We start from the raw sequence: 20536 nt of genomic DNA, 5'->3' as shown, positions 1-20536 counted from the left end.
TAAAGTTATAATAAATACTTTTTTAAGTATTTTAATTTCATACTAAAAAAACTACCTATATAACAATGTTTTTAGGTTATCATAGTTATTAATTATTTTTTTTATTGGAGTTGTTATAACAACTTATATTATGGATATTGATGCAGATAAGCTACATTGGATTTATAAAAAACTATTTACTATTCGGTCATTTGAAGAGAGAATTAAAAAGATCGCCAAGGAGAAATCAGTTCCTGGATATTTACACACATGCATCGGATCAGAGGCAATTTGTGTTGGAGTTATGGCTGCGTTAGGAGATGATGACTGGATTTCAAGTACTTACCGTAATCATGGCCACTCAATTGCTAAAAATTGTGAATTAAAAGAAATAACATCAGAAATCTATGGAAGAAGTACTGGTATATGTAAAGGCAGAGGTGGAAGTATGCATATCAGTGATTTTGACAAAGGCATGCTTGGATCTTTTGGAATTGTAGCCGCTGGGCCTCCAGTAGTTTTAGGGGCCGCACTTCAAGAAAAAATTAATGGTGGGACCAAAATGGCAGCAACTTTTTTTGGTGATGGTGCTATACATAATGGGGCCTTTCATGAGGCTGCAGGCCTGGCTAAACTTTGGGATATCCCTATGCTTTTTGTCTGTGAAAATAATGGTTATGCCGAAGCTACTGCAACTGATTGGCATCTCAATACCAAAGAACTAAAAGATATTGCCAAAGCTTATGACATGATTTCATATCAAGGTGATGGTAATAATGTTTTTGAAGTGCACCAAATAACCAGAGATGCCATTATTGAATCCAAGACTAAAAACACCCCTATTTTTTTAGAGTTTAAAAATTATCGATTTTCAGGGCAATATGAGGGGGATACTCAGCTTTATCAGCCATTAGAAGAGATTGAAGAAGCAAAAAAAAATGATCCAATCAAAAAATCTATAGAAATGGCCGCTCAATATAATCTTTCATCTGACGAAGTTAAAAAAATACAGGCTGATGCATTGAAAGAGGTAAATGACGCGTTTGATTTTGCTGAAACTCAGCCTTGGCCAAAGCCAGAAGATGCATTAGAAGAAGTTTATGTTAACTATCCTAGAGAGTTACTAATATGAGAGAACTAACTGTAAAAGATGCTATCAATGAAGCCCTTGTGGAGTCATTTCAAAATGATAAAAATGTAATTTTGATGGGAGAAGATATTGCTGGAGGCAAGGGAAGGGAGCAGTATCCTGGTACACAAGATAGTTGGGGCGGGCCCTTTGGTGTTACCCAAGGATTGCTGACTAAATTTGGTCCTGAGCGAGTCAGGGATACAACTATTACAGAGGCTGGTTTTTTTGGTGCAGCAGTTGGAGCTGCTATGACTGGCTTAAGACCAATTGTAGAGTTAATGTACGTTGATTTTTTAGGGGTTTGTTTTGATCAGCTGATGAACCAAGCAGCTAAAATGAGATATATGTTTGGTGGAAAACAGCGAGTTCCAATGGTTGTTAGAACTGTGGTTGGTGCTGGCTTTAGAGCTGGTAGCGAACATTCACAAGCACTTTATAGTTTATATGTTCACATACCTGGATTAAAAGTTGTTGCGCCTTACGATGCTTATGACGCAAAAGGATTATTATTATCAGCAATTCAAGATGACGATCCAGTAATATTCATGGAACACAAAAGGCTATATATGAAAACTTGCCATGTTCCTGAGAATATGGAGCCTATCCCTTTAGGTAAAGGAAGGATAAGGCGACCAGGAAAGGATGTCACTATCATAGCAATACAAAGAATGAATCTCTTTGCAGAAGAAGCTGCAGAGGAAATGGCTAAGGAGGGTATAGATTGTGAAATTATCGATCCTAGAACTTATTCACCATTGGATGAAGAATTAATTTTTGAATCAGTTAGAAAAACAGGGAGAGTAATTGTTGTTGATGAGTCCAACCCTAAATGTTCCTTAGCATCTGAAATTACTTCTTTGATTTCGGAAAAATGTTTTGATGATCTAAAGGCTGCCGTTATTAAAATAACTGCTCCACATACTCCTGTGCCCTTTAGCCCTCCTATGGAAGATTTTTATATACCTTCCACAGCAAAAATAACTCAAGCAATTAAGAAACTTTATCATGGCTAATACTGCAAAGACTAAATATCAAGATGTCTATACTCAGATTCGAAGCTTTATTTCCTCTGAAAAGTGGCCTTTGGGAGGCACAATCCCTTCAGAAAATGATTTAGTTGATTACTTCAATGTTAGTAGGATAACTGTCAGATCAGCCCTTAGGCTGCTTGCTGATGATGGACTAATTGTCAGAAAAAGAGGCAAAGGAACAGTAGTCACTGGTTCAATGCCTCAAACAGAAAATTGTTTTGAATCATTAACACAAAAAATTATTCAGAATGGAGATGTTCCTTCATCAGTTATCTTAGATTTTCAAAAAATTACAAATGATAATCATACTGATCACTTCAATCAGGGCGAAAAGTTATATTATGTAAAGCGATTGAGAAAAGTTAATGATGAGCCATATTTGATTAGTAACGCTTTTGTGTCATATAAACATGCGTTTGGTTTGAGCAAAAATTATTTCTCAGAAGATGGCTCAAATCAGTCAATTATATTTATCTTAAATGAGAAATTTGATATTGATTTTAAGAAAAACTCACAATTTATTTGTGCAGAAACCTTGTCTTCATATGACTCTTTAGTTTTAAACAAAGACTCTGGAATTCCCTGTTTGGCTCATGAGTGTCTTTTATTCAACCACACAAACGAATTAATTTTGGTTGATAAAAACATTACTTTTAATACAATTAAACTAGATCAGGAGTTAGTGTAATGACAGTACCTATTGAGATACTCAATAAATTTCCAAAGCTTTCAAATGACCAATTGTTACTAAATTTATCAAACCCTATTGGTAAAAGTAAACTAATAATTGATACTGATACCGCAAATGAAATTGACGATCAGTTTGCCTTGGCTTGGGCCTTATTGTCTGAAGATAAAATTGACTTATTAGGAGTAACTGCTGAACCATACTCTTTTCAACACCACAAAGAAGAGCTTTTAAAGGCTTATAAAATAATTAAAGAAAAAAAAGAAATTTCTGACAATAATATTGAATTAGTTAATAATTATAAAGATTGGGTAAATGGATTAATTGATTCGAACAAACACCCTGATGATATATATTTTGATTCACCTGCAGAAGGAGTTGAAAAAAGTTATCAAGAAATAATTAAAATATTTAATAAATTAAAAATGCCTCATGAAGGGAGGGTTTTTAGGGGTTCAGATCAATATTTAACTAGTTTTGATGAGCCTTTAGTCACGGAGTCTAGTGAATTTATTGTTAAAACATGTCTTCAATCTCCTAATGAAAAGATTTATGTTTGTGCGATTGGGTGCTTAACAAATATAGCTTCAGCTTTATTGATGGCGCCAAAAATTATTAACAATTTAGTAGTGGTTTGGACATCTGGATTTCCTACTTATAGTGTCAATAATAATACTAATTCTTTGAATTTAGTTCAGGATGTATTATCCTCTCAATTACTTTTTGAGTGCGGTGTTGCGCATGTGTACTTACCAGGATATAACGTTGGCGCACAATTAACTTTATCTCTTCCTGATATGAAAGAATTTGTTAATGGAAGAGGAGATATTGGAAATTATCTTTATGAGCTTTATACAAACAACCCTCTTCATAAGCAAAGAGGAGTAATTGATCAAACTTGGAGAACTTGGGTTATTTGGGATGTTATCAACATTGCTTGGATGATTGAGCCTTCATGGGTCCCATCACATATTGTTTCTTCACCCGTCTTAAATGATGAGCTTTTCTGGAAGCGAGAAAATGAATCTTATCCAATGAGAGAGGCGTTCGGAGTTAATAGGGATGCAATATTCCATGACTTTTTCGTAAAAATTGATAAATTAAAATGATTTTAGGAGTCCATTCAGCAACATTTGTAAAAAATTGGTATGAAGATGTCACGCCTTATATCCATAAGTGTAAAAAAGCTGGATATAAGTCTGTAGAAGTTTCTCTTCTGGGGCAAACTCCTTCAAGTGTAAAAGACATTTCAAAGCTAGCTAAAGATTTAAATATTACTCTTACTTGTACCACTGGTCTTTCGAAAGAAGAGGATATAAGTAGCGGTGATTCAGACATTCAAAAAAATGGAATTGAGGCACTTAAAAGGGCAATTGATATGACCTCAATTATGGAGGCTGAACTGCTCACTGGAGTTGTCCATGCCGCTTGGGGTATAAGTAATACTATGGGCAAGGAAAAAGAAGATAAATTTAAAAATTCATCTAACTCTATTAAAAAAATTTCAAGCTTATTAACTGAAAAAAATATTAAATTAGGGATAGAGCCTCTAAATAGGTATGAATCAGATTTTATTAATACAGTTGATGAAGGATTAAGGTTGTGTGAGCTAATTGATCATCCTAATGTAGGGTTACTTTTAGATGTATACCACATGAATATTGAGGAAAAAAATATGTGTCAATCAATTGAAAAAGCTAGACACAAATTGTTTCATTTTCAAGTTGCAGAAAATGACCGAGGCGTTCCTGGTTCAGGCTCCATTAACTGGCCAGAAATTTTTAGTACTTTGAAAAAAATTAACTATAAGGGGCATGTTTCTTTGGAAATGTTTATCCAAGCAAATGAAGATACTAGTAAGGATTTATTTACATGGAGAAATATAGAGGCTGACCCATATGATGCTATTGTAAGATCTTTTAATTTTTTAAATGAGCATTTAAATGCATAGTCAGTATAAAAATTGGATTGTAAATTCGTATGATAGGATTAAATCTAATTCAGTTGAATTAGATAAATTAGATCAGCTTGTAGGAGATGGTGATCATGGCTCTACAATCCTTAAAGGAATGACTGTTGTAAAGCAATCCTTTTTAGATAATCTTAATTCACCGCTAGATGACACTATGGTAGCTATCTCAAAACAAATGCGAATTGAAATGGGTGGTGCATCAGGAATTTTAATGTCGATTTTTTTTAATGAGTCTGGAAAAATAGATAAATTACATTTAACTCAGTCAATCATTGAAATTTTTGAGAAATCGATAGAAAAAATTATGAAGAGAGGAAAAGTAAAGGCTGGAGATAAAAGTATTCTTGATATCTATATTCCAGTTTTAGAATTCTTAAGAAAAAATTCAGATTTAAAAATTGAAAAAAATAAGATTAATGAAATTCTTTCTCTTTCACTATCTAAAACAAAAGATATGAAAGCCCAAGTTGGAAGGGCTAAATTTCTTGAAGAAAAAGGACTTGGGTTTATTGATCCTGGAGCAAAGTCTACTGAAATTATTCTCAGAGAGTACTTCGAAGCAATTCTATGAAAAAAATTATAAATAATAAAGACAATATTGTTGATGACATGCTCAGTGGTTATATAAAGGCTAATAGTGATAGAGTTAAGTTTTCGAGCGTTAGTAAGAGAATCATTTTAAGAAAACAACCAAAAAATACTAATAAAACAGCAATCTTAATTGGTAATGGTTCTGGCCATGAACCTATTGCAATGGGGTGGGTTGGTGAAGGGCTGTTAGATGCAAATGTTGTTGGAGATATATTTGCGGCACCATCTGGAGATCTAATCTTTGAGGGTATAGAGGCCCTTAAGGAAAATTCTGGAACTATTCTTTTAATATCAAATCATGCGGGCGATGTGATGAATGGAGAGATGGCAATTGAGTTAGCAAAAGAAGATAATATTGATGCTGACTTATTATTAATGTATGACGATATTGCCTCCGCTCCAAAGGGTGACGAAGACCAGAGAAGGGGTGGCGCAGGAACTACTTTCATTTATAAAATTTTAGGAGCACTTTCTGAGACTGGAGAAAATAAAGAAACCTTATTAAGTTTAGGAAAATCGGTTAGAGACCAAACAAGAACACTTTCAATTGCTGTGGCTTCTGGAGTCTCTCCAATATCAGGTGAAAAAATATTTCAATTAGATGATGATGAGGTTTTTATTGGTATGGGTGTTCATGGTGAGTCAGGCTATGGAAGACAAAAAATTTCTTCTTCAAAAAAAATAATAAAATTTATGATGGATAAAATATTTGATGACTTCAAATATAAAAGTGGTGATGTTGTAATACCTTTTATAAATGGATCAGGAGCAACTACATTAATGGAGCTATTGATTGTATATAACGATGTCGATGATTATCTTGCTAAGTATAAAATTAAATGTTTCAAGCCACTAATTAATGAGTACATTACTACCCAAGAAAGTGCAGGATTTTCAATATCATTATTAAATTCAACTGAGCAGATGAGAAAGCTATGGATTTCTCAATCTTCAGCGCCATATTTTCACCTTTAATGAATAAGCAACTACATTTTAATAAACTATTGCATGATGAAAAATTTGTCGCTCTTGCTATTGATCAAGGAACTAGCTTAAAAGACATTATCAAAGAAAAGAAAGGAAAAAGTTTTACGCAAGCAAATTATTATTATTTCAAGAAGCAAATCGCCTTAAATCTTGGTGTTAATGCATCCTCTATTCTATTTGATTATGATACGTACATGAGTGATACATCCTTACATTCAATAGAGACATCTAAAATCATTGCATTTGAGGATGATGCATACAATATAGATAATAAATCACGCATAACCCTACTTCCAAAGAAATTACATCAAGATGATGAAATCATAAAAGATTTTTCTGCTGTTAAGTTTTTTATGTACTTTAATCCAGACTCTGATCCAGCAATAAATAATGAAAAATTTAAAGTCATTAAGCATGTTGGTCAAATATGTAATGATCTAGAAGTACCTTATTTATTTGAGCCGCTTCTCTATTTTGATGAAAGAACTAAGATTGATTATCAAAGTTATTTATTAAAAAAACCAATCTATATTAAATATCTTTATCAGGAATTTTCTCATGAGGAATACCAAATAGATATTATTAAAATTGAATTTCCCTTTAATGAGTTTGAAGTTAATGGATTTCAAAATGATGGTGCTGCTGCAATTTATAGTTATGAGAATTGCTCTGACATAATGAGAGAATGTTTTGAGAATGGCTCAACACCTTTTGTTTTTTTAAGTGCAGGAATGAAATTTAATAATTTTTTACATAGTTTAGAGCTTGCCAAGTCTTCAAAAATTGATTTCCTAGGCTTCTTGTGTGGAAGGTCAATATGGCAAGATTCTATTGATATCTTTTGCAAATATGGTGAAGATAAATTTTTAAATTGGATAAATGAAGAAGGTCAAAAAAGATTACAAAAATTGAAAAATTCTATAATTAATAATTAATTTAATCATTGGAGAGTTATGTATACAAAACTTGGGATGTTTATTGGTGGAAAATGGATTTATGAAACTGAGCGTGGCTGTGGTGAAGATGTCTTAAACCCTGCGGATGAAAGTATTTTAGGGTTCTTACCTCATGCAAGCGAGTATCATTTAGATGATGCCATTAAATCCTCTGAGATTGGCTTTGAACAGTGGAAAAATACTCATCCAGATAAAAGAAGTCAGATAATTCTAAAGGCTGCAGATATCTTAGCACAAAGAACCGATCAAGTATCTCAAGTGATGACCTTGGAGCAGGGGAAGCCTCTTGCAGAATCTGTTGGGGAGATAAACCAGTCAATTGCTATTTTAAAATTTAATGGAACTAGCGCAAAACTAATTAAAGATGAATTGGTCGCTGATAGAGACACTGGATTAAAAACTTTTATTAAGCCCCATCCACTTGGGATTTGCTTGTGCCTTACAGCTTGGAATTTTCCAATTGCTTTGGTTATTCGAAAGATTGCCCCAGCCCTGGCTGCTGGATGTTCGGTAATTATTAAACCTTCTGAAGAAACACCAGGCACAGCTATAGAGGTAGTTAAAATTTTTCAAGAAGCTGGCCTTCCTAAAGATGTTATTAATTTGGTATTCGGCGTTCCTCATGAAATTTCAGATTACCTGTTAAGCAGAGATGAAGTTAAGAAGTTAAGCTTTACTGGGTCAGTTCCGGTAGGAAAACTTTTAGCAAAAAAATCAGCAGAAACATTAAAAAGATGTACTCTTGAGTTAGGTGGACATTCTCCAGCAATCATTGCAGAAGATGCTGACATTGAAACAACTCTAGACACATTAACTGGCTTTAAGTTTAGAAATGCTGGTCAAGTTTGCATTGCTCCTAGTCGTTTTTATGTTCATGAGAATATATATGATAGGGTGAAAGATGGATTTTTAAAGAGGATACAAAATATTACTTTAGGTAATGGCATGAATGAAGGAGTATCAATGGGGCCTTTGTCAAACTCCCGAAGAATGGATGCGATGAAAGACTTCCTAGATGATGCTGTAAATAAAGGTGCAAATATAATTTATGGTGGCTCTAGACATAAGGATATTGGTTATTTTTGGGAGCCAACTCTTATTGAAAATATTAGTGAAAACTCGAAGATGATGACTCAAGAAATTTTTGGCCCTATTCTTGCATTATTTAAGTTCAATGACTATGACGACGTCATAAAAAAAGCTAATTCTTTAAATTATGGACTTGCCTCATACGTTTATACATCTAATGAAGCCTTGCAAGAAAAAATGGCTAAAGAAATTATTGCTGGTGGAGTCTCTATCAATACTGCCTCGCCATTACATCCTGAAATCCCTTATGGGGGGATTAAAGAAAGTGGTATTGGATATGAGGGAGGAATGGATGCTATTTATGCATTTATTCACAAAAAAAATATTAATATCGTTTAACTACAAGAGGGGAAATATGAAAAATATAGGTTTTATTGGAGTTGGAACAATGGGCCTTCCTATGGCTTTAAATTTATTAAAAAATGGACATGCACTTTCCTTTTATGATCCATTTGCTGATAAAAAAACTATTGAAGCATTAACTGCAGTTGGTGCTAAACAAGAAAGCAATATTCCTGACTTATGTAAGAGCCAGGATTTTCTTATATCTATGCTCCCTATTGGAAAAAATGTAAAAGATGTTGCTCTTGGTGAAGATGGAATTATCAATCAAGATAATACAGATTTAATCTATATTGATATGAGCACAATATTGCCAGCTGACTCTATTGAGGTAAGTAAGCAATTGCAAACAAAAAATATTCAAATGTTTGATGCGCCAGTTGCTCGCTTAGTTAATAATGCAATTGATGGCACTTTGCTCATAATGGTGGGAGGGTCATTGCAAGACTTTCCTAAAGTTGAAGAGATTTTGAACTGCATGGGTAGTGATGTTGTTTATTGTGGGGCAATAGGCTCAGGAAGTAAAATGAAAATCATCAATAACTATATGGCAATTGTTTCAAATATTCTTACTGCCGAAACACTTTCATTGGTTGAAAAGTCAGGGATAGACCAAAAACTTGCAATAGAATTAATGTCAACAACAGCTGCTGGCAAAGGACATATGAACTTTAGTTATCCTAAAAAGGTTCTGATAGATGATATAGGGCCTGGTTTTAAAAACGTTTTAGCTTTAAAAGATTTACGCTTAGCTATTGAGCATGGCGAGTCTGAGGGAATTGAGCTAACCTCAGGAAAAAGTGTAGTCAATGTCTATGAAAAGGCAATGGATACCAAGTATAAAGATTTAGACTGGACAGCAATGTTTAATTTTGTAAAGGAAAGTAATAATCTTGATTAAAATAAAATCCTTAAGATCTTATTATTTAGAATTTCCATTAACAAATCCTGTCATAACCTCTTTTGGAGTTATGAAATCAAGGCCATGCGTAATAATTGAACTTGAGGATTTTAACAAAAATATTGGATATGGGGAAATCTGGTGTAATTTTCCAAGTGATGGGGCTTCTTATAGGTTTCATTTACTCAATAGCATTTATCATAAAAATATTGTTGGTTGTGAATTTTCAAACCCTAACAAATTAATTAATAAAATTTCTGAAAACTTTAAAACTCTTTTTGTTCAATCAGGAGATCTAGGTTCTTTTCGTAACATCAATGCTGGAATAGATTGTGCATTTTGGGACCTATTTGCTAAGAATCAAAAATTACCTCTTAATAAGTTGTTAAATCCTGATTCAAAGAATCATATTTCTGTTTATGCTAGTGGTATAAATCCAAGTGCATCTCATGAACAAATAGCAGTTGCAAAATCAATGGGAATAAAGGCCTTTAAAGTAAAAATAGGTTTCAATCACTCACTAGATATGGATTTACTAGAGTCTTTAGATAATTATTTTGCTAATGATGAAATGATGATGTTAGATGTAAACCAAGGATGGAATATTAAGGAAGCACTCCATTATTTAAATGTATTAGAGGGCTTTAATTTTTCCTGGATTGAGGAGCCTATTTCTGCTTTATCTAGCCAGGTTGAATTTAACAATGTAATTAACTCAACCAGTTGTGATTTAGCATTTGGTGAAAACATTACTAACTTTGATGAGTTTATTTCTCTTAGTCAAAACAATAAATCTAAATATATTCAACCTGATCTTACTAAATATGGCGGTATTTCTTTAATTAATAATTTATCAAAAAAAATTCAGACTAATAAAATATGGCTACATTTTTTAGGAGGCGGTGTTGGTCTGTTAGCATCTGCCCACATTATGTCTGCCATTAACCCTTCTGCTTATTTAGAGACTGATATCAATATAAATCCTCTCAGAACAAGTTTATTTCATAATGAATTAAATATTGAGAATGGAAAAATAAGTTTTAATGATGATTATGGAATAGGAGGCCCACTTAATTTTGATACAATTAATAAGTATCTAGTTTCATCAAATGTTTGAAGTAAAATTTTGTTTTATCTATACATAAAGTATAAACTCCATCATTTTATTAATGAATTATTCATAATAAATATATGTCTAATTTCGATTACATAATTATTGGCGCTGGTTCAGCTGGGTGTGTGCTAGCTAATAGATTAAGTAAGGACCCATCCAATAAAGTGCTGCTTATAGAGGCCGGTGGTTCAGATCGTCGATTCTTTATCCAAATGCCAATTGGTTATGGGGTGACTTACCATCAAAAAGCTGTTAATTGGATGTATATGACAAAGCCAAGTCCAGAAGCTGATAATAAGCCAAGTTATTGGCCAAGAGGAAAGGTTTTGGGCGGATCTAGCTCAATTAATGCAATGGTTTATGTGAGAGGAAATCATAAAGATTTTGACCAGTGGTCTGAGATGGGTAATACAGGCTGGTCATATAATGATGTTCTGCCCTACTTCAAGAAAATGGAATCTTGGCAAAATGGTGCCAATAGTTTTAGAGGCGGTGATGGGCCATTAAATGTCTCGGAGGTGTCTGACCAGTTACACCCATTATGTAAGAATTTTTTATCTGCAGCTCAAGAGATTGGTATTAATCTTAATAGAGATATGAATGGAAAAAATCAGGAAGGAGTTGGCAACTTTCAAATCACAACTCATAAGGGTCAGCGAATGTCCTCCTCAAGAGCTTACTTGTGGCCAATAAAGAGTCGTACTAATCTTACTATTATTAAAAATGCTTTGGTTTCAAGAGTATTAATTAAAGATAAAAAGGCTTATGGAGTTGAGTATATTAAGTCAGGTAAGATTCATCAAGTGATGGCTTCATGTGAAGTTATATTAAGCGCAGGATCAATTAATTCTCCTCAGCTTCTTCAGCTATCAGGAGTAGGCCCAAAAGATGTTTTAGATAAAGCTACAGTTTCTTTAATTCATGATAGTCCAGCTGTTGGAGAAAACCTACAAGACCATTTGGGGGTTAGTTATTTTTATAAAAGCAAAGTACCAACCCTAAATGATCAGTTAAGGCCATTTCTAGGAAAGATATATCAGGGTCTAAGATATATTATTACAAGAAGAGGGCCACTGAGTTTAAGTGTTAATCAATCAGGAGGATTCATTAAGACACGTGATGGTCTTGAGAAGCCCAATATCCAGCTTTATTTTTCGCCCGTCAGTTACTCTCTGGAATCTCCTGAAAAAAGGGCAATGATGAGTCCAGATCCCTTTTCAGCAATGTTATTTGGAATTTCTAGTTGTAGCCCTCTTTCAAGGGGAAGAGTTCATATTGAAAGTAATAACCCATTAAAACCTCCAATCATTGAACCTAACTACCTTTCTCATAAAAATGACATCAGAGATTTATTAGAGGGGGTTAAGGTCCTTAGGAAGTTGGCTAAAACTGATAGTTTTAGAGAAGTTATTGGAGAAGAGTTTCGTCCTGGGCAGGAATGTCAGACTGATGAGCAAATGATTCAGCATATTAAAGATACAGTTTGGACTGTTTTTCATCCTTGTAGTACTTGCCGAATGGGCCCTGATCCACTGAAAAATGTTGTTGATAGCAATCTGAGGGTTCATGGGATCAAAAATCTGAGAGTGGCAGACGCCTCAATATTTCCTCAAATAGTTTGTGGTAATATTAATGCCGCAACTATTATGGTTGGTGAAAAAGCATCAGATTTAATATTAGCAAGTGCAGAAAATAATTAAAGTTATTAAAGAATCCTTATGAAGATAATTAGTATTGAAACTTTTACGAATGAATACGTCGGTTTAGTTCGCATAAGAACTGATGAGGGCGATGAAGGGTGGGGTCAAACCTCTACCTATAATTCTGATATTAGTTCTCAGGTAGTTCATAGACAAGTTGCTCCTCATATTTTAGGACTCAGTGGATTTAACATTGAAGATATAAATAGAGAGGTCTTAGAGAGAGAGCATAAGTTTCCTGGTACATACCTTTATAGAGCTTTAAGTGGAATTGATACCGCGCTTTGGGATATTAAAGCTAAGCGTGCGAACAAGAGTGTTTGCCAGCTTTTGGGCGGTGAAAAACAATCTATTCCAGTTTATGCTTCAAGTATGCAGAGAGAGATTAGTCCAGAAGCCGAGGCTGAAAGACTTCTTGCGCTAAAGGAAGTAAATGGTTATTTCGCATTTAAATTTCGGATTGGAAAAGAGTGTGGCCATGATTTTGATCAATGGCCTGGGCGAACTGAGGCAATTATAAAAGAAGTGAGAAAAGTTCTAGGAGATGATGTTGCTTTGCTTGTTGATGCAAATAGTGCTTTTAGCCCCAAAAAGGCAATTGAAGTTGGACACATGCTCCAAGATTATGGCGTAAGTCATTTTGAAGAACCTTGCCCATACTGGAAGCCAGATTGGACTCGAGAAGTTAAAAATGCACTAGATATTGATATCAGTGGCGGCGAGCAAGACAATGATATGAGAGTTTGGAGTCATATGATTGATACTAAGGTTGTTGATATTGTTCAGCCTGATATATGCTACATGGGAGGCGTTACTAGGACACTAGAAGTTGTAAAGATGGCAGAGAAGGCAAATCTTCCTGTAACTCTGCATTCAGCAAACCTTTCTCTAGTGACACTTTTTTCGGCTCACATTATGGGCTCTATTAAAAACCCAGGAAAATATTTGGAGTTTTCAATAGAAGGTCCTGATTACTACCCATGGCAAGATAATATTTTTTACCCAAACTATAAAATTATTGATGGGTGTCTTGAGATGATCCACAAGCCTGGTTGGGGGGTTGAAATAAATCAAGAATGGCTGTCTTTATCAGATTACAAAGTAAGCTATACAGGGTCTCGCTTTTAGTGCAATTTTTTGGGTAAGAAAATCCTGTATAATTTCTTTTTTTTTAATAAGTTACGGATTTATAACTAGATGAAGACCTCACTCACTAAACTTGAGGGATTAAAAAGATCCCTTGTGGTTGAATTGCCTGTAGACACTTTCAATCAAAAAACAGAAAGAATTATCAAGAGCCTTGCCTCAAAAGTTCGTATTGATGGCTTTAGGAAAGGAAAAATTCCAGCTGCAATTTTGCGTCAACGCGTTGGCGGTAGTGCTAAATCCGATGCTGCTAATGAAATTGTTACTGAGACTTTGGCGGATGCCCTTAAAGATGCAGATGTTTCTCCGGCTGCTCAGCCGTCATTGGTGAATGTAGATACTGAGAATTCAGACAGTTTTATTTATACAATAGAGTTTGAAGTGTTTCCAGAGATCAAAGTGGGCTCTTTAAAAAGCTTGACTATGGATCAGATTAATTCAAAAGTTACTGAAGAAGATGAGGAACGAGCTCTTCAAGATCTACAAGATAGGTCAACTGAATATAAGACTGTCAAGAGAAAATCTAAAGAAGGGGATCGTTTAATTATAGATTTTGAAGGCTTGCTAGATGGAGAGTCATTTGAAGGCGGAGCTGCTGAGGGTTTTGAAATTGTTTTAGGCAAAGGCACTATGATTGAAGGTTTTGAAAAAGGTCTTATAGATATCGCACCTGAAAAAACCGTTGAAGTAGCTGCAACATTTCCGGAAGATTATCATGTAGAAAATCTGGCAGGAAGAGAGGCCATCTTTAAAGTTACTGTTAATGAAGTAGGTTCACCAACAGAAGTAAAGAGAGACGATGAATTTGCCAAAAAATTTGGTGAAAAAGATTTTGAAACTATGAAATCGAGAATGTCAAAGCAGATGCAAGTTGAATTAGAATCTCGATTAGTTCAGCAAAATAAAGACACCGCATTTTCTGTTCTTTTAGATGCAAATGATTTTGAGGTGCCTGAAGGCAGCGTTTCTGCTGAGTCACTCAAGCTACAGCAAGATATGGAATCTAGAATGGAGCAGCAAGGTATGCCTTCTAAAGGTAAATTACCTGCAGAAATGTTTCAAGAGGAAGCGGCAAGAAGAGTTAAACTTGGTTTGTTAATTAATAAAATTGCAACAGATGGTGAAATAAAAGCTGAAAAAGAACAGGTTGATGCTAAACTTAATGAAATGGCACTCCAATATGGTGAAAGTGCTCAGCAAATGATTGATTGGTATAATACAGATCCTTCAAGACTTGCCAACATTGAATCAATTGTCGTTGAAGATATGGTTGCGAAACATGTTGCAGATCAAGCCAAAGTAACGATGACAGACAAGACCTTTTTAGAAATAATGAGCCCACAAAATTAATATGACAATTCAAAACTTAAATCAAATCCCAATGGTAATTGAGAGCTCTGGAAGAGGAGAGAGGGCTTATGATATTTATTCTAGGCTTCTCAAAGAGCGAGTTGTTTTTATGGTTGGTCCGGTTGAAGATTACACTGCAAATGTAGTAGTAGCTCAGTTGCTTTTTTTAGAATCTGAGAATCCAGACAAAGATATTCATTTGTATATAAATTCACCAGGCGGCTCAGTAACTGCAGGCCTTGCTATCTATGACACAATGCAATTTATTAAGCCAGATATTTCTACTCTTTGTATTGGACAGGCGGCAAGTATGGGTGCATTACTTCTTACAGCTGGTACTAAGGGGAAAAGGTTTGCGCTACCTCATGCTAGGATGATGATTCATCAGCCTCTTGGAGGATTTTCTGGTCAGGCAAGCGATATAGATATTCATGCACAAGAAATTCTTAAAGTTAGAGATAACTTAAACACCATACTTAAGGACCATACTGGTCAAAGTATGAAAAATATTCAGAAAGATACTGATAGAGACAATTTTATGTCAGCGAGCGAGTCTGCCAAATATGGACTCATTGATAAAGTAATTAATAAGCGATAAATTTAAGTTTGTCTATGGACCAAAATACTGAAGACCTTAGCTGTTCGTTCTGCTCAAAACACAAAGATGAAGTAGTTCGCTTAATTGCAGGACCGGGAGTTTATATTTGTGATGAATGTATAGACTCCTGCTATAGCTTGATTCAAGAGCAAACTATCAAAGATAAAAAAGATCAACATCAGGATTGGAATAATACTCCAAAAGAATTGTATGCCTCTTTAGATGAGTATGTGATTGGACAGTCTCATGCAAAAAAAGTTCTGTCAGTGGCAGTTTATAATCACTACAAGCGACTAAAAACAAATTACATCTCAAACGATGTAGAGCTTGATAAATCAAATATTTTACTTATAGGCCCAACAGGAAGTGGCAAAACGCTTCTTGCGCAATCTCTGGCGCGTTTTTTGGACGTACCTTTTGCTGTTGCTGATGCAACAACTTTAACAGAGGCTGGCTATGTTGGTGATGACGTAGAGAATGTAATTAAAAGTCTGCTCTCAAAATGTGATTTTGATCCAGAAAGGGCAGAACAAGGCATTATTTTTATAGATGAAATCGATAAGATTTCACGCCGGTCTGACTCTCCCTCAATCACAAGAGATGTTTCTGGTGAAGGAGTTCAGCAAGCTATGCTTAAGTTGATTGAAGGCACTATTGCATCGGTTCCTCCTCAGGGTGGTAGAAAACATCCTAACCAAGAAACTATTGATGTTGACACTTCAAAAATATTGTTTATTTGTGGCGGTGCATTTGATGGGCTTGGGAAAGTAATTGATAGGCGCATTGAAAAGGCTACTGGTATTGGTTTTTCTGCTAACGTTAAGGAAGCAAGCGGTAAAAAAACATTAACTGAGCTTTATAAATTTTTAGAGCCAGATGATTTAATTAAATTTGGATTAATTCCTGAATTAGTTGGTCGTTTAGCTGTTCATACTTCTTTAGATGAGCTTGATGAAGAGGCATTGGTTCAAATTCTTACGAAGCCCAAAAATTCTGTAGTCAAGCAGTTTCAGCAATTTTTTGCCATTGAGGGTGTTAAGCTGACGATAAGAAAAAATGCTCTTTTAGCGATTGCTAAACTTGCGCTTAAAAGGAAAACTGGTGCGAGGGGTTTAAGAGCTATTTTAGAAGATCTACTACTGGAGACTATGTATGAAATACCTTCTACTCCAAGCGTTAAAGAGGTTGTTGTAGATAAAGAGGTTGTGGAAAGAAAAAAACAACCTATGATTGTTCATGTTTCTGATAAAAAACAAAGCAATATTCGTAAAGCAAGTTGATTAATTTCATCTTATATATACTGGTCTCTTAAGAATATCTATGGAGCTTTTTGATCGCCAAAAAGATGCAGTTGGTCAAGGTGAAAGAACTATATTGGTTCATATTGAGCTAACTTCAAATAGAAAGGCATCAAGTAGTATTGGTGAATTCCAACAGTTGGCACTTTCCTCTGGCCTCAGTATTATTGACACTATAACAGTTAAAAGAAGCATTACTAAAGCCCAGTTTTTTATTGGCACGGGCAAGGTTGATGAGCTAGCAACAATTGTGTGTGACAATGAAATCGATTTAGTTATTTTTTCTCTACAGCTATCCCCCTCTCAAGAGCGCAATTTAGAGAAAGCATTAAAGTGTCAAGTGATGGATCGAACTGGCTTAATATTAGATATCTTTGCATTAAGAGCAAGCTCCTTTGAGGGAAAGTTGCAAGTAGAGCTAGCGCAGTTAAAGCATCTATCTACTAGACTTGTAAGAGGCTGGACACACCTTGAAAGACAAAAAGGTGGTATTGGACTTCGTGGACCAGGTGAGACGCAGCTAGAAACTGATAAGCGATTAATTTCGGTACGTATAAAAAATATTAATAAGCGATTAGATAAGGTTCATAAGCAGCATGATTTGGGACGTAAATCCCGAATTAAGAATCAACTTCCTATGATTTCACTTGCAGGATATACCAATGCAGGAAAATCAACCCTCTTTAACCTTCTAACTAAGGCCAAAGTTTATGCAGATGACAAGTTATTTGCTACACTAGACTCAACTATTCGACGTGTTATCTTGCCAGCTTCTGGTGAGGCAGTTATAGCTGACACGGTTGGCTTTATTCAAGATCTACCTCATGAGCTGGTTGAGGCCTTTAAGTCGACTCTTGAAGAAACACGACAAGCTAACGTCCTACTTCATGTGGTCGATGCGTCAGATCCGAATAATAGGGATAAAATTGAGCAGGTAGAGGATATTATTGAGCAAATAGAGGCACAAGATATTCCAAAAATTATTGTAATGAATAAGATTGATGGAATTGCTGATTTTAAACCTCGCCTTGATAAAGACCATGATGGTAATATTTATAGAGTTTGGATTTCAGCTCATACGGGAGAAGGAATAGATCTGCTTTATCAGGCACTTTCGCAGAGTTTAAGTGGAATGATGACTTTTGCAGGAATTAAGTTAGATGTTCAATCTGCTTACATTAGAAGTGAAATTCATAAAGTTGGATTTATTCAAAAAGAAATAATGAATGAATTTGGGCAATGGCTACTTGAAATTAATGTCACTCGACACTATCTAGAAAGATTACTAGACAAGCAAGGCGTTTCATTATTATGGGAACAGAAATCATCACAGAGCCAAACGGCTTAAGCAAGCAATCAATACCACTACTTCCTCTTAGAGATGTAGTAGTTTTCCCGCACACGGTAATTCCTTTATTTATAGGAAGAAAATCTTCAGTTAATGCAGTTACTCAGGCTATGGAGGCTGATAAGAATATTTTTTTAGTTACCCAGAAAGATGAAACTATTGAAGAGCCAAATAATGAGCAGCTTCACAAGGTTGGAACCCTTGCAACAATTCTTCAATTACTGAAACTTCCAGATGGAACTATTAAAGTTTTAGTCGAAGGTGTTAAAAGAGCAAAAATCGAAGAATTTGTTGATTTAGGTGAGCATACAGAAGTAATTTTAAGTGACTGTAGTTTGACTCATGATGATGACACTGAGATAAAGGCTATGATGCGTTTAGCCCTTGAAAACTTTGAAAAATATATCAAGCTCAGTAAAAAAATCCCTGAAGAAGTTTATAAAGTACTTAAAGAGATTACAGATATTGAGCGTTTCAGTGATGTCATTATTGCAAATCTTAATCTTAAAATTGAAGAAAAGCAGAACTTACTTGAGAGCAGTGAGGCAAGAGAAAGACTCGAGAAAATTCTATCAATCCTTGAAGGAGAGCTAGATGTTCTTGGCGCAGAGCAAAAAATTCAAAGTCGAGTGCGCAAACAGATGGAATCCAATCAAAGGGATTACTATTTGAATGAGCAAATGAAGTCCATTCAAAAAGAGCTTGGAACTGTCGATGATGAGAATGAAATTGAAGAATTACAAAACAGTATTAATAAGGCAAAAATGCCTAAAGAAGCTAAGAAGAAGGCCCAAGGAGAGCTTAATAAGCTTCAAAGAATGTCATCTCAATCATCAGATGCTTCAATCATTAGGACTTACATAGAAAATTTATGCTTAGTTCCCTGGAGTAAAAAAACGAAAACAAACCAAGATTTGGTAAAAGCTCAAAGAATTCTGGATGAAGATCACTATGGTTTGGATAAAGTTAAAGAGAGGATCATGGAGCACTTAGCAGTCCAAAGTCGAGTCACCCATAATAAAGCAAATATATTATGTTTGGTCGGACCACCAGGAGTTGGAAAAACTTCTCTTGGGGAGTCAATTGCAAAATCAGTCAATCGTAAATATGTTCGTATGGCTCTTGGGGGAGTTCGAGACGAAGCTGAAATTCGAGGCCATAGAAGAACTTATATTGGGGCAATGCCTGGTTCAATTGTCCAAAAAATGCAAAAAGTTAATGTAAAAAATCCATTATTTCTATTAGATGAGATTGATAAGATGGCATCTGATTTTAGAGGAGATCCTGGCTCTGCAATGCTAGAAGTCTTAGATCCAGAACAAAATCATACTTTTAATGATCATTACCTAGAAGTTGATTATGATCTTTCTCAAGTCATGTTTGTTGCTACTGCAAACTCTTTAAATCTTCCTGAAGCTTTAATAGATCGCATGGAAATTATTCACTTGTCTGGATATACTGAAGATGAGAAGCTTGAAATTGCTAAGCGCCATCTAATTTCTAAACAAATGAAAAATAATGGTGTTAAAAGCTCTGAAATTATTTTTAAAGACTCCGCAATAATGGATATTATTCGTTATTACACAAGAGAGGCAGGAGTTCGAAGCCTCGACCGCGAAATTGGAAGTATTTGTAGAAAGGTTATTAAAGATATCACTCTAAAAAAACGAAAAGCTAGAGCAATCATCAATTCAAAAAGCCTTCCAAAATTTTTGGGTATGAAGAAATATCGCTTCGGTCTTGCTGAAGAACACAACCAAATTGGTGAAGTGACTGGACTGGCATGGACATCTGTTGGTGGAGACTTGCTGACAATTGAAGCTTCTTCATACAAAGGTAAAGGAAAGCTCAATTACACAGGCCAGCTTGGTGATGTCATGAAGGAATCCATTCAGGCGGCAATGTCTGTAACAAGATTGCGAGCTGAATCACTTGGCATAGCGGATGACTTTCATGAAAAACTTGATATTCATATTCATGTGCCTGATGGATCAACTCCGAAGGATGGTCCAAGTGCTGGAGCTGCAATGTGCACCGCTCTTGTGTCAGTTTTAACAGGTCGAAAGGTAAAAGCTGCAGTGGCAATGACTGGAGAAATAACTCTAAGGGGCGAAATAACTCCAATTGGTGGGCTAAAAGAAAAATTACTTGCGGCGATGCGGGGCGGGATTCAAACTGTCATTATTCCTGAAGATAATGAGCGTGAGTTATCTGAAGTGCCCGAAAAAATTAAAAGTAAACTTGAGATTATTAAAGTTAAGTGGATAGATCAGGTTTTAGACATTGCACTTGAGGAAAAATAAAGGCAATTAAC

Annotated in this window: 18 protein-coding genes; all 18 read left to right on the top strand. The window is 35.1% G+C overall.

All coding sequences use genetic code 11. The annotated features are described in order from the left end of the window. Positions 1 to 130: 130 nt before the first annotated feature. Positions 131 to 1111 (top strand): thiamine pyrophosphate-dependent enzyme, encoded by a 981-nt coding sequence (locus tag AC5YGD_RS07725; RefSeq protein ID WP_496141360.1) that lies wholly within the window; start codon positions 131 to 133, stop codon positions 1109 to 1111. Beyond that, on the top strand, positions 1108 to 2124 hold the full coding sequence (locus tag AC5YGD_RS07720; protein WP_496141359.1) for a pyruvate dehydrogenase complex E1 component subunit beta: 1017 nt from the start codon (positions 1108 to 1110) through the stop codon (positions 2122 to 2124). The genes AC5YGD_RS07725 and AC5YGD_RS07720 overlap by 4 nt, the downstream gene beginning before the upstream one ends. Continuing rightward, positions 2117 to 2830, top strand: a complete 714-nt coding sequence (locus AC5YGD_RS07715; protein WP_496141358.1) for a GntR family transcriptional regulator — start codon at positions 2117 to 2119, stop codon at positions 2828 to 2830. The genes AC5YGD_RS07720 and AC5YGD_RS07715 overlap by 8 nt, the downstream gene beginning before the upstream one ends. After that, positions 2830 to 3939, top strand: coding sequence for a nucleoside hydrolase (locus AC5YGD_RS07710; RefSeq protein ID WP_496141357.1), 1110 nt, complete (start codon positions 2830 to 2832; stop codon positions 3937 to 3939). The genes AC5YGD_RS07715 and AC5YGD_RS07710 overlap by 1 nt, the downstream gene beginning before the upstream one ends. Continuing rightward, entirely contained in the window at positions 3936 to 4781 is an 846-nt protein-coding gene (locus AC5YGD_RS07705) for a TIM barrel protein (protein WP_496141356.1), read from the top strand. Before AC5YGD_RS07710 ends, AC5YGD_RS07705 begins: the two co-directional genes overlap by 4 nt. Continuing rightward, positions 4774 to 5373 (top strand): dihydroxyacetone kinase subunit DhaL, encoded by a 600-nt coding sequence (gene dhaL, locus AC5YGD_RS07700; RefSeq protein WP_496141355.1) that lies wholly within the window; start codon positions 4774 to 4776, stop codon positions 5371 to 5373. Before AC5YGD_RS07705 ends, dhaL begins: the two co-directional genes overlap by 8 nt. Continuing rightward, a complete protein-coding gene (locus AC5YGD_RS07695) occupies positions 5370 to 6368 on the top strand; it encodes a dihydroxyacetone kinase subunit DhaK (RefSeq protein ID WP_496141354.1) in 999 nt (332 codons plus the stop codon). Before dhaL ends, AC5YGD_RS07695 begins: the two co-directional genes overlap by 4 nt. Continuing rightward, on the top strand, positions 6368 to 7315 hold the full coding sequence (locus tag AC5YGD_RS07690) for a tagatose 1,6-diphosphate aldolase (protein WP_496141353.1): 948 nt from the start codon (positions 6368 to 6370) through the stop codon (positions 7313 to 7315). The genes AC5YGD_RS07695 and AC5YGD_RS07690 overlap by 1 nt, the downstream gene beginning before the upstream one ends. A gap of 18 nt (positions 7316 to 7333) precedes the next feature. Further along, a complete protein-coding gene (locus AC5YGD_RS07685) occupies positions 7334 to 8764 on the top strand; it encodes an aldehyde dehydrogenase family protein (protein ID WP_496141352.1) in 1431 nt (476 codons plus the stop codon). Positions 8765 to 8780: 16 nt separating this feature from the next. After that, complete coding sequence (locus tag AC5YGD_RS07680) at positions 8781 to 9668, top strand: NAD(P)-binding domain-containing protein (protein ID WP_496141351.1); 888 nt, start codon at positions 8781 to 8783, stop codon at positions 9666 to 9668. Further along, on the top strand, positions 9661 to 10785 hold the full coding sequence (locus AC5YGD_RS07675; protein WP_496141350.1) for an enolase C-terminal domain-like protein: 1125 nt from the start codon (positions 9661 to 9663) through the stop codon (positions 10783 to 10785). Before AC5YGD_RS07680 ends, AC5YGD_RS07675 begins: the two co-directional genes overlap by 8 nt. Positions 10786 to 10859: 74 nt before the next feature. Further along, on the top strand, positions 10860 to 12482 hold the full coding sequence (locus AC5YGD_RS07670) for a choline dehydrogenase (protein WP_496141349.1): 1623 nt from the start codon (positions 10860 to 10862) through the stop codon (positions 12480 to 12482). Between the two features lie 18 nt (positions 12483 to 12500). Next, positions 12501 to 13610, top strand: a complete 1110-nt coding sequence (locus tag AC5YGD_RS07665) for an enolase C-terminal domain-like protein (RefSeq protein WP_496141348.1) — start codon at positions 12501 to 12503, stop codon at positions 13608 to 13610. 69 nt (positions 13611 to 13679) lie between these two features. Beyond that, positions 13680 to 14978, top strand: coding sequence for a trigger factor (tig, locus tag AC5YGD_RS07660; protein ID WP_496141347.1), 1299 nt, complete (start codon positions 13680 to 13682; stop codon positions 14976 to 14978). Between the two features lies 1 nt (position 14979). After that, positions 14980 to 15576 (top strand): ATP-dependent Clp endopeptidase proteolytic subunit ClpP, encoded by a 597-nt coding sequence (gene clpP / locus AC5YGD_RS07655; protein WP_271558459.1) that lies wholly within the window; start codon positions 14980 to 14982, stop codon positions 15574 to 15576. 14 nt (positions 15577 to 15590) lie between these two features. Next, on the top strand, positions 15591 to 16856 hold the full coding sequence (clpX, locus tag AC5YGD_RS07650) for an ATP-dependent Clp protease ATP-binding subunit ClpX (protein WP_271558460.1): 1266 nt from the start codon (positions 15591 to 15593) through the stop codon (positions 16854 to 16856). 40 nt (positions 16857 to 16896) lie between these two features. Beyond that, positions 16897 to 18222 (top strand): ribosome rescue GTPase HflX, encoded by a 1326-nt coding sequence (gene hflX / locus AC5YGD_RS07645; protein WP_496141346.1) that lies wholly within the window; start codon positions 16897 to 16899, stop codon positions 18220 to 18222. Further along, a complete protein-coding gene (lon, locus tag AC5YGD_RS07640) occupies positions 18186 to 20525 on the top strand; it encodes an endopeptidase La (protein WP_496141345.1) in 2340 nt (779 codons plus the stop codon). Before hflX ends, lon begins: the two co-directional genes overlap by 37 nt. Positions 20526 to 20536 lie beyond the last annotated feature (11 nt).

The sequence above is a fragment of the Candidatus Pseudothioglobus sp. uisw_070 genome, assembly GCF_059512545.2.
This window is presented reverse-complemented; position numbering and strand designations above follow the sequence as displayed.

Excerpts from the sequence above, each read along its gene's own strand:
- AC5YGD_RS07715 (WP_496141358.1), top strand. The coding sequence starts at position 2,117 with ATGGCTAATACTGCAAAGACTAAATATCAAGATGTCTATACTCAGATT.
- AC5YGD_RS07685 (WP_496141352.1), top strand. The coding sequence starts at position 7,334 with ATGTATACAAAACTTGGGATGTTTATTGGTGGAAAATGGATTTATGAA.
- dhaL (WP_496141355.1), top strand. The coding sequence starts at position 4,774 with ATGCATAGTCAGTATAAAAATTGGATTGTAAATTCGTATGATAGGATT.
- AC5YGD_RS07705 (WP_496141356.1), top strand. The coding sequence starts at position 3,936 with ATGATTTTAGGAGTCCATTCAGCAACATTTGTAAAAAATTGGTATGAA.
- lon (WP_496141345.1), top strand. The coding sequence starts at position 18,186 with ATGGGAACAGAAATCATCACAGAGCCAAACGGCTTAAGCAAGCAATCA.
- clpX (WP_271558460.1), top strand. The coding sequence starts at position 15,591 with ATGGACCAAAATACTGAAGACCTTAGCTGTTCGTTCTGCTCAAAACAC.
- AC5YGD_RS07720 (WP_496141359.1), top strand. The coding sequence starts at position 1,108 with ATGAGAGAACTAACTGTAAAAGATGCTATCAATGAAGCCCTTGTGGAG.
- AC5YGD_RS07695 (WP_496141354.1), top strand. The coding sequence starts at position 5,370 with ATGAAAAAAATTATAAATAATAAAGACAATATTGTTGATGACATGCTC.
- AC5YGD_RS07670 (WP_496141349.1), top strand. The coding sequence starts at position 10,860 with ATGTCTAATTTCGATTACATAATTATTGGCGCTGGTTCAGCTGGGTGT.
- hflX (WP_496141346.1), top strand. The coding sequence starts at position 16,897 with ATGGAGCTTTTTGATCGCCAAAAAGATGCAGTTGGTCAAGGTGAAAGA.
- tig (WP_496141347.1), top strand. The coding sequence starts at position 13,680 with ATGAAGACCTCACTCACTAAACTTGAGGGATTAAAAAGATCCCTTGTG.
- clpP (WP_271558459.1), top strand. The coding sequence starts at position 14,980 with ATGACAATTCAAAACTTAAATCAAATCCCAATGGTAATTGAGAGCTCT.
- AC5YGD_RS07725 (WP_496141360.1), top strand. The coding sequence starts at position 131 with ATGGATATTGATGCAGATAAGCTACATTGGATTTATAAAAAACTATTT.
- AC5YGD_RS07710 (WP_496141357.1), top strand. The coding sequence starts at position 2,830 with ATGACAGTACCTATTGAGATACTCAATAAATTTCCAAAGCTTTCAAAT.
- AC5YGD_RS07665 (WP_496141348.1), top strand. The coding sequence starts at position 12,501 with ATGAAGATAATTAGTATTGAAACTTTTACGAATGAATACGTCGGTTTA.
- AC5YGD_RS07680 (WP_496141351.1), top strand. The coding sequence starts at position 8,781 with ATGAAAAATATAGGTTTTATTGGAGTTGGAACAATGGGCCTTCCTATG.
- AC5YGD_RS07690 (WP_496141353.1), top strand. The coding sequence starts at position 6,368 with ATGAATAAGCAACTACATTTTAATAAACTATTGCATGATGAAAAATTT.